The 14779-nt window shown below is 68.1% G+C and carries 9 protein-coding genes; 7 read left to right on the top strand and 2 right to left on the bottom strand.

The features are described from left to right. The first annotated feature begins 3 nt into the window (after window positions 1–3). Window positions 4–957, top strand: coding sequence for an ornithine cyclodeaminase family protein (locus LRA87_RS00435; protein ID WP_230628443.1), 954 nt, complete (start codon window positions 4–6; stop codon window positions 955–957). Next, complete coding sequence (locus LRA87_RS00430) at window positions 954–3026, top strand: amidohydrolase family protein (protein WP_230628442.1); 2073 nt, start codon at window positions 954–956, stop codon at window positions 3024–3026. Before LRA87_RS00435 ends, LRA87_RS00430 begins: the two co-directional genes overlap by 4 nt. A 101-nt stretch (window positions 3027–3127) precedes the next feature. Here the strand turns inward: LRA87_RS00430 and LRA87_RS00425 are convergent, their stop codons facing one another. Together LRA87_RS00425 and LRA87_RS00420 are read right to left on the bottom strand one after the other, a co-directional pair. Continuing rightward, window positions 3128–4624: a S10 family serine carboxypeptidase-like protein gene (locus LRA87_RS00425; RefSeq protein ID WP_230628441.1), complete on the bottom strand. Its 1497-nt coding sequence runs from the start codon at window positions 4622–4624 to the stop codon at window positions 3128–3130. 23 nt (window positions 4625–4647) lie between these two features. After that, window positions 4648–5886 carry an aminotransferase class V-fold PLP-dependent enzyme gene (locus LRA87_RS00420; protein WP_230628440.1) on the bottom strand — a complete coding sequence of 413 codons (1239 nt, stop codon included), beginning with the start codon at window positions 5884–5886 and terminating at the stop codon, window positions 4648–4650. Window positions 5887–6048: 162 nt separating this feature from the next. On the opposite strand from LRA87_RS00420, the gene LRA87_RS00415 reads away from it, so the two are divergent. The 5 genes from LRA87_RS00415 (at window position 6049) to LRA87_RS00395 (ending at window position 14761) form a co-directional block, all read left to right on the top strand. Further along, window positions 6049–7464, top strand: a complete 1416-nt coding sequence (locus tag LRA87_RS00415) for a S10 family serine carboxypeptidase-like protein (RefSeq protein WP_230628439.1) — start codon at window positions 6049–6051, stop codon at window positions 7462–7464. Window positions 7465–7632: 168 nt separating this feature from the next. Further along, entirely contained in the window at window positions 7633–10713 is a 3081-nt protein-coding gene (locus tag LRA87_RS00410) for a TonB-dependent receptor domain-containing protein (RefSeq protein ID WP_230628438.1), read from the top strand. Between the two features lie 73 nt (window positions 10714–10786). Then, on the top strand, window positions 10787–11986 hold the full coding sequence (locus tag LRA87_RS00405; protein WP_230628437.1) for a pyridoxal phosphate-dependent aminotransferase: 1200 nt from the start codon (window positions 10787–10789) through the stop codon (window positions 11984–11986). A 1-nt stretch (window position 11987) separates the two neighbouring features. Beyond that, a complete protein-coding gene (locus LRA87_RS00400; protein WP_230628436.1) occupies window positions 11988–13451 on the top strand; it encodes a S10 family serine carboxypeptidase-like protein in 1464 nt (487 codons plus the stop codon). Next, complete coding sequence (locus tag LRA87_RS00395) at window positions 13448–14761, top strand: APC family permease (protein ID WP_230628435.1); 1314 nt, start codon at window positions 13448–13450, stop codon at window positions 14759–14761. The genes LRA87_RS00400 and LRA87_RS00395 overlap by 4 nt, the downstream gene beginning before the upstream one ends. The last annotated feature ends 18 nt before the right edge of the window (window positions 14762–14779 follow it).

The following is a 14779-nucleotide window of genomic DNA, read 5'->3' as shown; positions in this document are numbered from 1 at the left end:
AACATGACGCGCGACGATCTGGCAATCTTCGACAGTGACGCAGTCCGCGCCGGCCTGACCTATCCCGATTGTATCCGGGTGGTGCGGGAGGCGATGCAGGCGCTGTCCGCCGGCACCACCCGCCAGTTGCTGCGGACGATGCTGTCGCTGGGGCCGGGCCGCACCTTCGCGCAGATGCCGGGGGCCCTGGGCGAGCAGGATTTTTTCGGCACCAAGACGATCAGCGTGTTCGCCGACCCCCGATCGCCCGGTAAACGCCGTCACCGCGGCGTCGTCGTGCTGTTCGAACCCGTCGAAGGCCGCCCGGTCGCGATCGCCGATGCCGAGGAGATCACGCACATCCGCACCGCCGCGGCCAGTGCGGTCGCCACCGATGCGCTCGCCCGGGCAGACGCCACCACCTTGCTGATCGTCGGCACCGGCGGACAGGCGCACACGCACCTTCACGCACTGCCGCTGGTTCGCCGGTTCGGGCGCGTGCTGATCTGGGGCCGCTCGCCGGACAAGGTCGATGCGCTGATCGCCGCCTTCCCCGACCTCCCCTGCGAACGCGCCGACGACCTCGCAGCCGCCGCCGGCGCAGCCGACGTGATCTGTACGCTGACCACCGCCGCACAGCCGGTGATCCTCGGCGACTGGGTCCGTCCCGGCACCCACGTCAACCTCGTCGGATCGAGCGGCCCCGGCCCGGTCGAGGTCGACAGCGCCCTCGTTCTCAAGGGCCGCTACATCGCCGACAGCATTGCCTCCGCCCGCGACGCCGCCGCCGAATTCCTCGTCGCGCGCGACGCCGGCCTCGTCACCAACGCCCACATCGTCGCGGAGATCGGCGAGGTGCTGCTGCGTCGGGTTCCCGGTCGCACCCACGCCGCCGACATCACCCTCTACAAATCGCTCGGCCATGCGGTGCAGGACCTCGCCGCCGCCGCGCACCTCTACCGGAGTTCGCGGCCTTGAAGCTGATCCCCGTCGCCCTGCTCGTGGTGCTGCTCGCAAGCGCATCTGCTGCCGCAGCCCAAGTCCATGAACGCCTGTCGGTCATCGCCAATGGTGAAAAGGTCGGCAGCGTCGATGCGGTCCGCACCGGCGACCGCGTCGCGATCCATTACGACGTCAAGAACAACGGTCGCGGCCCGACGATGGACGAGGCGATCGACCTCGGCCCGGATGGATTGCCGCTGCGCTGGACCCTCGACGGCAAGGCGACGTTCGGTGGCGACGTCCACGAGCGTTTCGCCCGCGACGACGGCATCGCGCGCTGGACCGACGCGATGGGCGCGCGACAGGCGCAGGTTGACGGCGCCGCACTCTACATCGGCCAGTCGGCTAGTCCTTGGGCGCTCGGCCTCTACGCCCGTGCACTGCTCAAGGCGCCGAAGAACACGCTTCCCGCGCTGCCGGGCGGCCAGTTGCACATCGACCCGCTCGGCCCCGCAACGATCGGGACCGCACGCTATCAGGCCTATGCGATCAGCGGCATCGACCTGTCGCCCGACCTGATCCTGCTCGACGAGCAGCAGGCGCTGTTCGCCGTGCTCGATACCGGCGGTGCGACGGTTCGCGAAGGGCATGAGGGCGACGTGCCCGCGCTCTCCGCGATCGCGACCCGGCTTACCGCGCAGCGCTATGCGGCGCTCCAGCAACGTTTCGCGCATCGCGTCGATGCGCCTGTCCGTATCCGCAACGTTCGCGTGTTCGATCCCGTATCGGGCAAGCGTGGCGATCCGGTGTCGGTGGTGTTCGCCGATGGCAGGATCACCGGCATCCAGCCGCTGGATGCCCCCGCCTCACCCGGTGAAGCGCTGATCGATGGCGCGGGCGGCACGCTGATGCCGGGCCTGCACGACATGCATGCGCACGTCAGCCTCGAATCCGCGCTCCTCTATCTTGCCGCGGGTGTCACCTCGGTACGTGACATGGGCAACGACAATGCCTTTCTGCCCGACCTGATCCACCGCATCGCCGCAGGCGAGGTCGCCGGCCCGCGCATCACCGCCAACGGCTTCCTCGAAGGGCGCAGTCCGTATTCCGCGCGGCTCGGCATCGTCGCCGACAGCGAGGCCGCCGCGCTGGACGCGGTGCGCTGGTACGCCGCGCGCGGCCATTGGCAGATCAAGATCTACAACAGCATGAACCCCGCCTGGGTGCCGGCGATCACGCGCGAGGCGCATCGGCTCGGGATGACCGTCACCGGCCATATCCCTGCCTTCACCAACGCCGATGCGATGATCGGCGCCGGCTATGACGAGGTGACGCACATCAACCAGCTGATGCTCGGCTGGGTGCTCGATCCGAAGGAAGACACGCGCACGCCGCTGCGCCTGACCGCGATGAAGCGGACCGCGACGCTCGACCTTCGCAGCCCACCCGTGCAGCGGACGATCGACCTGATGGCCTCCGGCAGGATCGCGCACGATCCCACCGCAGTGACGCTCGAACTGCTGATGGGCGGCCGTGACGGCAAGCCCAATCCGGCAGTCGCCGATTATATCGACCACCTGCCGATCGGCCTGCAACGCCGTCGTCAGCAGGCGATCGCCCCGATCGCGAACGCGACCGACGCCGCCGCCTACGACGGCGCGATGGCGAAGGTGAAGCAGGTGCTGAAACTGCTCCACGACCGCGGCATCCTCCTGCTCCCCGGCACCGATGACCAGACCGGCCTGTCCGTCCACCGCGAATTGCAGATCTATGCCGAGGCCGGCATCCCGATCCCCGACGTGCTCCGGTTGGCGACGCTCGCGCCGGAACACTATATGGGCCGCGACCAGCAACTCGGTTCGATTGCGCGGGGGAAACTGGCGGATTTCATCCTGCTACCCGGCGATCCGATGCGCGATCTGGGCGAACTGCACCGCATCGCGATGGTGGTGAAGGACGGCACGCTGTACTTCCCTTCGGAAATCTACCCGGCGTTCGGGGTAAAGCCATTCGCCGCCGCGCCGAAGCTGGCGCTGCCGAAGGCAACCGCCAAAGCCGCCGGCTCCGGCCCGGCGCACGATGCGATGGACGAATTCCTCTTCTGACCTGCAAACACCCGCACCTGCGCCGCCTCCGGCGTCGTTCCCTCTCCCGGCGGGAGTGGAAGCGCTTGAGACGTAACGACGACCCTCTCTCGCCGGCAGAATTACCGCCCGGCGACAACCTCCGCCACGAACCGGTGCAGATCCCCGCTCAGCGCCGCCAGCGCGTCCGCATCCTCGAACGCCGAATGCCCTGTCGCATAGCGATGAAACGCCACACGGTCCGCCGGCACGCCATGCTGCTCCACCGCGAACTGCCCCGCGTAGACGGGCGTAGTGATGTCGTAATAGCCACCGGCAGCGAACATCCGCAGCGTCGGCTTCGCTTCCATCGCCGCCTTCAGATACGGCGCGAACGACATGGCGCGATAGCTGCCGCCATATTCCTTGTCCCAGCTCCATTTGAAGTTGATGCCAAGGTTCAGGCTGCGATACGCACCCGGCACCGTATAGCCGAGCTCCTGCCCCAGATACTGCTCGATCAGCGTCGCCGTTCCAGACCCCAGCGACATCGACGGATCGTCGAACGGCGGTCGCAGCTTGCTCTCCGCGATGGCTCGAGTCGCCCGCCCGTCCAGCTGCCCGGTCCGCAACCCCTTTGCCGCGAGCAGCCCAAGCATGAAGTCGCGCCGCTCCAGGCGCAGGTCCTTCGCCTCGATCGTCGCCGCGGGGATACCGGTCAACGCCGCCATCCGCGCCGCCACCCGCCGCTTTTCTGCCATCGGTAGCGCCGGCCCCTGCATCAACGCCGCGGCATAATCGGTCCGGGCAAAGTGCAGCGCCGCATCGTAATATTGCGCGACGGTCATGCCGCCGCGATCGATCGCGGCGTGATACCAGGCGACCGCCGCCAGCGTCGGGAACAGCACCACGTCGGACACCACCGGTCCGTCGCTGTCGCCGACCGCCAGCGACAACAGCACGACGCCATCGGGCAGCGCCTTCTTGGCCGCCATCGTCTCGTTCAGGATCGCGAGCGCGCGCGCCGTGCCATAGCTTTCGCCGACCAACAGCACTGGCGACCCCGTCCGCCCGTTCGTCGCCAACCAGCGTTCGATCATCGACGCGACGCCCCGCGCATCGCCGCCGACCCCGAAATAGGCGGATGCATCCTTGCCCTTGATCGGCATCGACGCGCCGGTGCCGACCGGATCGATGAACACCAGATCGGCGATATCCAGCAGGGTGAAGCGATTGTCCTCCAGATGCGCCGCATCGCCGCTGCCGACCATCCGTCGCGGCCCGAAGGCCTGCATGTGCAACGGCGACGACGACGCGCCCGGTCCGCCGTTGAACACGAACAGCACCGGCCGCTTCGCTCCACCTTCGGCGACATAGGCATAGCTGACGCCGACCGCGACGGGCGTGCCGTCCGCGCCCGGCATCGGCTGTTCACTGACGATCGCGCGATAGGCGAAGGGCTTGCCGCCCAGCGTCATCCGGTGCCGCGTCGTCACCACCCGTGGGCTGGTGGCGTCGCGCGGAACCATCGGCTCCATCGCCCGCAGGAAGGCCGGCGACATCGGCGCATTGCCCTCGTCCTGCGCATGCAGCGCATCCGGCGTGAGCAGCAGCGCGGCAAGGGGAGCGAGACGGCGCATCGGCAGGAGCCTTTCGTTCGGGGTCACGCGCGGGGCAGCACGGCGAGCAGGCGCTCGATATCGTCCATGGTGTTGAACACCGACGGACTGATGCGGAAGCGATTGCGCGACAGCGTGATCTGCACCTTGGCCGCCTTGAGCGGCGTGGCCAGACGCTCGCGCGCGCCCTCCAGCACGCAGGTGACGAGCGGCGTCCGGCTTTCCGGCGGCGTCACGACGGTATAGCCGCGGCTCGCCAGTCCGGTATGCAGGCGCTGCAACAGGGGCTGGCGATATGCCGTCATCCGATCGACGCCCAGCGTCAGGATACGCTCCAGCGAATAGTCGAGCATCGCAGATACCGCATGCGCATGGGTGCCGCCCGCGAACAGCCCCTCCATATCGGGACGACGCGTCACGTCGGCGATCGGATAATCCGCCTTCGTTGCCGGTGCATCGAACGGATAGACGTGCGGGTCGAACCCGGCGAGCTGGTAATAGCCGTGGCGTGTCCGCCGCAATCGATCGTGCAGGTCAGCGCGGACGTAGAGGAAGCCCAGACCGAAATCCCCCATCAGCCATTTATAGCTGGCGCAGGCGGCGAAATCGACGTTGCTCGCCCGCACGTCGATCGGCACCGTGCCCGCGGCATGGATGATGTCGGCATAGACCAGCGCGCCTTTGGCATGCGCGATCGCGCACACCTGCTTCAGGTCGTGCTCGAAGCCATTGTAGGTCGACACCAGCGACAGCGCGACCAGCCGCGTGCCCGGCACGATCGCGCGCTCGATGTCGTCGATCGCGATCCGGTTCGCGCGGGGGCGGAGCCAGACGACCTCGACGCCCTGTCTGGCCAGTTCCTCGTACAGGTAGAACGACCCGAAGAAGTGCAGCGTATCGGTGACGATCCGCCCCGTCTCGCGTGGAAAGCCGAGCGCATCGATGATCGCCTGCTCGCCTGCGGTGGTGCTCTGGACGAAGGCGATCTCCGCTGGCGTCGCGTTGATGAGCCTCGCGAAGTTCGCCTTTACCCGCTCCTCGATCGCCTCGGTCGCGAAATACCCGTCCATCGTCGCGCGCTGATCGACATAGGCCCGCGCCGCGTCACGTGCTCCGATCGGCACGGGGTGCATCGTCCCGCTATCGAGGTAGGTGCCCGGCATCGGCGCGAAGCTCGTCCGGTCAGGCAAGGTCGCTGGCACCGCCGCCGCGCCCCGCGCCGCCAGCGGCAGGGCCGCAGTCCCAGCCAGCATGTCGCGCCGTGTCACCCCGTTGGCCGCCATCGTTCCCCCCGTCGACGGCAGCGTAGCGCAATCCGCTCGCATAGATCTTGCGTCCTCGGCGGCGCGTGATGCCCGAGCGTGGTGGGACGCGGTTCGCGACCGTCCTCCTGCGCATAAACATTCCACAACTTACCCGCTACCCAGCGGTGAGGGAGTAGCGCGATGATGCGATGGGCTTTGACGATGCTGGTTCTGGCCGCGACGGCGATGCCTGCAAGCGCCCGCACCTGTGCCCCCGATGCGGTGGAAACCCGGCATGACGCCATGATCGCCGGCAAGCGCATCGCCTATATCGCCTGTGTCGGCGCACTGCCGGTCCGGATCGGCGAGGCCAGGGCGCAGATCGTCTATACCGCCTATCTCGTTCCCGGTCGCATCCCCCGTCACAGGCGCCCGCTCAGCTTCGTCTGGAACGGCGGCCCGGGCGCCGATTCCCGCACGCTCCATTTCCATGCCGTCGGCCCGCGTATCATCCGTGACGGCAAGCTCGTCGACAATCCCGCCAGCCCGCTCGCCACCACCGATCTCGTCTTCGTCGATCCGGTCGGCACCGGCTTCAGCCGCGCCGCCACCCCGGCGCAGGCCAGCGCCTTCTACGGCACCGTCGCCGACATTGCCGCCACCGCCGACTTCGTGCGCGGCTTTCGCGACCGGTACGCTCGCCGCGCCAGCCCGCTCGCCGTCGTCGGCGAAAGCTTCGGCACGTGGCGCGCATCGGGCGTCGCGGAAGCGCTGGTCGACCAGCGCATCCCCGTCAGCGGCGTCGCGCTGATCTCCGGCGGTATCCCGCTGGGCGAGGAGAAACACGGAGAACGCCGCCGCGCGCTGTCGCTGGTCAACCGCACCGCCACCGCCTTCGCGCTCGGCAAGCTGTCGCCCGACCTCCAGCGCGATCAGGCGAAGACCCTCGCCGAGGTGCAACGCTGGGCGGAGACCACTTACGCCCCCGCCCTCGCCGCGCCTGCCGCCCTCGACGCTGCACAGCGGACCGCGATCGTGGCGGCGCTCGCCCGCTATCAGGGCCTTGCCCCCGCCACGATCGATGCGAAGACGCTCTGGGTATCCCCCCGCGACTTCCGCACCCGCCTGCTCGCCGGGGAAGGCAAGACGCTCGGCATCTTCGACATGCGCCAGTCCGCCAGTCCCGACACCGCCGGCGAAGACGCGATCGCCATAGCCTATTATCGCACCCAGCTCGGCTACACCGCCGGGAGCTACGCCGGCATCGACGATCCTGCCGCAGATGTCGGCGGCCAGTGGCGATACGACCAGTCGCCGATCACCAAGGCATCGCTCGCCCGCGCCATGGCTGGCGAAGGGCCGCCCAGCGCCTCGCAGCCCTGGATCCAGCGCGCGATGGCCAAGAACCAGGCCTTGCGCGTCTGGGTCGCCACCGGGCTGTACGATTCCCTCAACAGCTGCGCCGGCAATGCCGCGACCGTGGCCGCCCTTCCCGCCGGACTGCCACAGCGGTTTACGCTGCGCTGCTATGCGGGTGGTCACATGATGTATGAAGACCCGCGCGAAACGCGCCGGTTCGGCAACGAACTCTCCGCCTTCCTGGCGCGAGGCGCATAAATTTTGCGCGCCGGATGCGAAGTCCTGCCATTTCGAACCCCAGGTCATCGTATCGGCCTCACCAACGCCGAAAATTGCCCCGTCATCCCCGCTATCCTTCCCGGCATGGATCGATCGCAGACGGCCAAGCCGCACCGATCGTCGAACACGCGACAAGAAGGGGGCTTCATGCAGCACGCACATAACGGGATGATCCGGGGACTGATGGCATCGACGGCGGTTCTCGCCGCACTGGTAGCGACGCCGGCCTTCGCCCAGCAAGCTGCCCCCCAGCAAGCACCCGCCGACCAATCGATCGCGACCAGCGCCGATGCCGCCCCCGACGCCGACGACGCCATCGTCGTCACCGGATCGCGGATCCGCCGCGCCGGCCTCGACAATGCCGCTCCGGTCGCGGAGATCACCACGCAGACGATTACCGATCGCGGCTTCATCACCGCCGCCGATGCGCTCAACAACCTGCCCTCGAACGCCCCGGTCCTCAACCAGGCGGACGGCAGCGGCAACGCCAGCGGTCCGGGCTATCAGGCGCCCAACCTGTTCAACCTCGGGCCGGGCCGCACGCTGACACTGTTCAACGGCCGCCGCATGGTCACCACCGGATCGGGCATCGGCTCGGCGGATGGCGTCGGCAATGCCTTCGTCGATGCGAACATCATCCCGCTCGGATTGCTCGACCGGGTCGAAGTCTATCAGGGCGGCGGCGCGGCGGTGTATGGATCGGATGCCATCGCCGGCGTCGTCAACTATATCGTCAAGAAAGACTTTTCGGGCCTCGAACTCGATGCACAGAACGGCATTTCCAGCCGCGGCGATTATGCCACGCACAGCCTGCGTGCCACCGCCGGCGTCAACTTCGGCGGCGGTCGCGGCAATGTCGCGATCGACCTCGGCTATTCGAAGTCGCCGACGCTGCTGTTCGGTGCCCGCCCGCTTTCCAACCTCGGCCGGCTGACCGTCAGCAACACCGCGGACACCGGTCCCGCGGACGGCATCCCGGCGGTGAAGGAAATCTTCAACGCCGCCTTCTGGCCATTCAACAGCAACGGCGTGATCTTCACGCGCGCCGCGCCGGTCAGCCAGTTTCTGGCGCGCAGCGGCGGCAACGCGCTGCAATTCTCGCCGGACGGCAGCGTCATCCCGTACAACACCGGCGTCTTGCAGGGCATTCCCTTCGCCGCGGGCGGCGACGGCTTCAAATATCAGGCGCTCGCGGGCCTGCGCACCGGCGTGGAGCGCTACACCGCCAATCTGGTCGGCCATTACGACCTGACCGATCGCATCTCCATCTCGACCGAACTGCTCTACGCCCGCACCACCGGGACGGAGATCCCCCAGGGCAACAGCTATACCACGCTCAATGCCGGCGCGTATAACGGTCCGGTCGTCTTCACCAACGCCAACCCCTATCTGTCGACGCAGGCGCGCACCCTGCTCGGCGCCGCCAACCCGGCGTTCGTGGGTGGGGGGGGGTTGTATGTGTCCAAGTATTTTTACGACCTGACGCCGGCGAACGACCAGACGACGCGAACGGACACGTATCGCGCGGCATTGGCGCTGGAGGGCGACTTCGACGTCGGTGCCCGCAACTTCTACTGGTCGCTCGCCGGCAGCTATGCGCGTGTCGAGGGTGCGCAGCGGAGCTGGCAGGTGGTCAACAGCCGTTTCCAGAACGCGATCAACGCGGTGTCGAGCGGTGGCCAGATCGTCTGCGCGATCAATGCCGACGCCAATCCGTCGAACAACGATGCCGCCTGCGCACCGATCAACCCGTTCGGCGACGGCAACGTCAGCGCCGCGGCGCGCAATTACGTCAGCACCCGCGCCGGCACCGACTGGACCAACGAACAGGCGGACCTGCTCGCCACGCTCGGCGGCACGCTCGCCACACTGCCGACCGGCAATGCCGACTTCAGCATCGCCTACGAACACCGCGACGAACGCGCCCGCTTCGACCCGCTCGCCGCCAACCGGCTCGGCAGCTTCGGCACGGGGGTGCGTCAGGTCGGCCAGTCCGGCGGCTACAACACCGACGAGATGTCGGCCGAGCTGATCGTCCCGCTGATCGGCAAGGACTTCCAGTTGCCGCTGGTCCGCCTGCTCGAGGCGAAGGGCGCGTTCCGCTACGTCGACAACAGCTATGCCGGGCATGAGAACGTCTGGGATCTCGGGCTGCGCTGGGAAGTCGTTCGCGGCGTGACGCTGCGCGGATCGCGCAGCCGCAACTTCCGCGCGCCGACGCTGACGCAATTGCTCGCACCCTCGGCCAGCGGCCTCGACTCGACGGGATTCGATCCCTGCGACGCCGATCGCATCACCGGCGGCCCCAACCCCGCCCAGCGCCGCGCCAGCTGCCTTGCGCTGTTCACCGCCAATCCGGGCTATGGCGTCGATGCCGACGGCACCGGCCGGGGTTTGAGCGCCGCCGCCCGCCTCGCCCGCTTCCAGAACCCGTCCGAGAATTTCGCCCGCGCCACGGTGACCACCGGCGGCAATCCGGCGCTGCGCAACGAAATCTCGAACACCTGGACCTATGGCATCCTGCTCCAGCCGCGGATGATCCCCGGCCTGACGATCAGCGCCGACCGGATCGAGATCGACCTGAAGGACGGCCTGTCCGCCTTCACGACGCAGGATTTCACCGCCGCCTGCTATGACGATCCCAATCCGGCGGCGGGCGTGTGCAGCGCCTTCACCCGCATCGCCACCAGCGACGGGCTCAGCCCCGGCGGCACCATCGCGACGGGCACCACCACCACCTTCAACGCCGGTGTCATCCGCTATCGCGGTGAAAACTACATGGTCGATTACCAGTTCGCGATCGGCGACCTCTTGCGCACCAGCGATCTCGGCCGCCTGCAACTGACCGCGTCGGCGACGCACAACACGCTGCTGACCACCTCGGTCACCGGCACCACCTTCGTGCGTAGCGACGGCACCTATCTGTCGCCGACCTGGGTCGGGCGGTTCAACGCCGCCTATAGCAAGGGGCCGCTGCGCCTGACCTATCAGCTGCAATATCGCGACCGGACCGCGGCGGGATCGAACGTGTCGATCGAAACCACGCCCAATCCCGTCCTTGCCCGCAACATCGTCCACGACGTGTCGGCACAGGTCGATCTCGGCAGCGTCGCGCTGCGCTTCGGCGTCGACAACCTGACCGACAAGGACCCGTCCTATCCGCAGATCGCCTATGGCGATATCCTCGGCCGGCGCTTCTACGCCGGTGCGCGGATCAAATTGCAGTGACGGTATCGCCCGGCCGCAGCGCCGGGCGACCCGCCCATCGCGCCTCATGACGAGCGGATACGGACCCCTCACGATGACCCGGCCGGATAGCCCCGACCCTGCCCCCGACCCTGCCCCTGCCGCTGCGGCGATGACCGAAAGCTATTCGGCCTGGATCCGCCGGGTGATCCGTGCCGTCCGCTCCGAACGCAAGCTGCTGGTCGGCCTGTTCGACAGCTCGGTCCCCGAACCCGTCGAGCATCTGCGCCGGATCGTGGTGGAGGGGTTCGGCGAGACGATCACCTCGCGCTACACCAGCGCCTTCACCAGCGGTAATCCCTATGTCGTCGCACAGCTCGCGCGGCATTATGCGGTGCCGGCGGAGCGGATCGTCTGCACCACCGGTGCGACCGGTGCGCTGTCGCTGGTCTATCGCGCGATGCTGGAACCCGGCGACCGCATGCTGGTGGAAAATCCGGGATTCGACCTGTTCCACAAGATCGCCGAAACCTATGGCTATGGCGTCGATTTCTTTCAGCGTCGGGGCGACGATTTCACGATCGACGTGGAGGCGCTGGCCGCCGCGATCACCCCGCGCACGCGGCTGATCGTCCTGTCCAACCTGCACAATCCATCCGGCATGGCGCTGTCCGCCGACACGCTGGCGGCGATCGGCGCATTGGCGCAGGCGCGCGGCATCCACGTCATCGCCGACGAAGTGTATGGCGATTACGTCGACGCGCCGCTCCGCCCGCCGCCCGCGGTGCAATCGTCGCCCGCGTTCATCAGCATCAGCAGCCTGACCAAGTCGCACGGGCTGAGTACGCTGCGCTGTGGCTGGATCGTCGCGGCGGACGGCCCGATCGCCAGGATCCGCGCGCTCGCCGAGGAGATCGACTTCGGCGTTTCGAACCTGTCGCACGCCGTCGCCGCCCTGGTGCTCGAACATCCCGGGATATTCGAGGCGTATCGAGCCGACATCATGCGCCGCGCCCGACCGATCATGGCCTCCTATCACGCGCATTGGCGCGAGCGGGGGCTGGTCGCCGGCACGCTGCCGCCGTTCGGCTGCATCGCCTTTCCACGACTGGTCGGGATCGACGATACCGTACATTTTTCCGAATGGCTGGCCGATCGCTGCGGCGTCATCGTCGCGCCGGGCGAGTATTTCGGGGCGCCCGGCCATATCCGCATCGGCTTCGCGCGGGCGCCCGCGGATGTCGATTACGGCTTGCAGGCGCTGACCGATGGCCTGATCCGCTACCGCGATCGGCATGACGGGGGGAAGGCATAGGATGATCGTCCGGGCGGCGCTGGGATTGGCGATGCTGATCGCCGGGGCCATTGCTTCGGCCCAGGGTCCTTCCACGGTCCCGACGATCAAGGCGCGCAGCGAACAGATCGCCATCATCCACGGGCAGCGGTTCGCCTATACCGCCGAAGTCGGACTGGTTCCGGTCGCCAGCAAACCCGGCAGGCCGGACGCGACCGGCGGCTATATCTCGTACAGCCGCGCCGGCGGCAGGGATCGTCCGGTCCTGTTCGTCTTCAACGGCGGGCCCGGCGCGGCCTCCGCCTACCTCCAGATGGGCGCGCTCGGCCCCTATCGCGCGCACGTTCCGCAGGACCCGGCCGCTCCCCTGCCCGCCGCCGTCGATGTCACCGCCAATCCCGACACGTTGCTCGACGTCGCCGATCTCGTCTTCCTCGATCCGCCCGGCACCGGATTTTCCGCGCTGTCCGCCGACGCCGACACCGCCTTCTATCGTTCGGTAAAGGGCGATGCGGACGCGGTGGCGCAACTCGCCCGCGGCTGGCTCGCCGCGCATCGCCGCGACCGTGCGCCGATCTACATCCTCGGCGAAAGCTACGGCACGATCCGCGCCGCCGCGATGGTCGATGCCCTGCGCGAACAGGATCCGGCGCTGACTCTGCGCGGCGTCCTGTTGCTCGGGCAGGCGCTCAACATGATCGAGACATCGCAGCGGCCGGACAATGTCGTCACCTATCCGGTGTCGCTGCCGACGCTGGCCGCCATCGCCTGCTATCACCACATCCGCCCCGCGCCGTGCACGCCGCAGGACAGCGCACGCGAGGCGTCGGCCTATGCCGAACCCTATCTCGCCGCGCTGTTCCGCGGCCGTGCGCTCGATGCCGCCAGCCGCGATGCGGTCGCGACGAAGCTGGAAGCGCTCACCGGCATTCCCCGCACCTATTACCTCGCCCACGACCTGCGCATCTCGAAGGAGCAGTTTCGCGTCGAACTGCTCCGTGCGCAGGGGACGGTGCTGGGCCGCTACGATGCCCGCTACGTCGCAGCGCGGGCCGCCGATGCCGGCGATACCGTCGGTGCCGATGCCTTTTCCGCGGTATCCGATCGCTACGGCAAGGCGGTGATCGGCCAGCTGACGCGGATCGGCGTCGCCGATGCCGCCGGCTACCGCGTGATCGTGCGCGGCGGTGACGACTGGCGCTACGGGTCGGGCGATTCGCCGTTCAACGACTGGCCGTTCATGGCCCGGCTGGAACAGGCGATGACCGCCACGCCCGGCCTGCGGCTGTTCGTCGGCACCGGTCTCTACGATCTCACCACCACCGTCGGTGCGGCGGATTACCTGTTCGCGCAAAGCACATTGACGCCGGATCGCTACCACAACGCGCGCTACCCCGCCGGCCATGTCGCCTATTCGGACGACGCGAGCTGGCGGCTGCTGATGCGCGACCTGCGCGCGTTCCTTGCCGCCGGAGCCGCGCATTGACCGACGCGAAGCTTGCGAGGGGAATCGACCTGTGGGGCGTCGTCGCGCTCGGGCTCGGCACCGCGGTCGGCGTGTCGATCTTTTCGGCGATCGCGCCCGCCGCCCGGATCGCGGGTCCGGCGATGCTGCTGTCGGCATTGCTCGCCGCGCTGCCGATGTATCTGATCGCGGTCAGCTACGCGTTCCTCGGTTCGGCGTATCCGGTGTCGGGCGCATCGTTCGTCTGGCCGGCGCGCTTCCTCCATCCCGCCTGGGGCTTCCATATCGGCTGGGCACGCATCGTCGCCAACGTCGGCGCGATCGTCGTCCTCGCGCTGGTGCTCGTCAAATACGCCGCGATGCTGGTGCCGCTGCCGACGAAGCCGACGATGCTCGCGGTGCTGCTGCTCGCGCTCCTCGCGAACCTGTTCGGCGTCCATATCGCCACGCGGGTGCAGAAGGTCCTGCTCGTCGGCATGCTGATCCTGTTCGCCGTCTTCGTCGTCTGGGGCGGCGCGACGGCGGTCGACACGGCACGGTTGCGACCCGTCTTCCCGCACGGCGTCCACGGCATGATCGCCGCGACTCCCTTGCTGATGGGCCTGTTCTTCGGGATCGAGGCCGCGACCGAGGCAGGATCGGAGGTCGCGGACAGCCGCCGGACGATCCCGCTCGGGATCGCACTGTCGATCGGTTCGGCGACCTTGCTGTATCTGGCGGTGGGCTTCGTCGCGCTGGGCGTGCTCGGTGGCGACGCGCTGGGGGCCAGCGAGGCGCCGATCCTCGATGCCGCCAGACGCTTCATGGGCCCTGCCGCTACCCCGCTGATCGTGCTGGCGGCGGTGCTGTCGATCGGCAAGTCGCTCAATGCCCTCTTCGCGATGTTCAGCCGCAGCCTCTACGCCATGGGCCAGTCCGGCATGCTGCCCTCCGCCCTCGGGCGGGTTCATCCGCGCTGGCAGACGCCGCATGTGGCGCTGTTCGCCGTGTTCCTGCTCGGCTGCGTCGGCCTGCTGCTGCCGATGGAACTGACCTTCCTGTTCCTGGCGGTGAACATCCCCAATCTGCTGAAATACGGCAGCATCTGCCTTGCCGCCGCGCGCGTCGTCGAACGCCACCCCGACCTGTACGAGGCGGCCGCGTTCAAGTTCGGCCGGCGGACGATGCGCGCGCTGGGCTACGCCGGTGCGGGGTGCGCCACCGTCCTGATCTTCGTCGGGATGGAAGCGGACTGGCGACCCTATGCGCTGCTTCTCATCTGGATGCTTTGCGGGCTGGGCTTCCTGAAGCTGCGGACACGGGCGCACCGGCGAACGGACACGTCGGGTTGACATCACCTGTTCATCCCT

Origin of the sequence: Sphingomonas sp. Leaf37, assembly GCF_920939475.1 — a bacterium.
In the GTDB taxonomy this organism is placed as follows: domain Bacteria; phylum Pseudomonadota; class Alphaproteobacteria; order Sphingomonadales; family Sphingomonadaceae; genus Sphingomonas.
The sequence above is the reverse complement of the archived record's forward strand: the minus strand, read 5'-3'. Positions and strand labels throughout refer to the sequence as shown.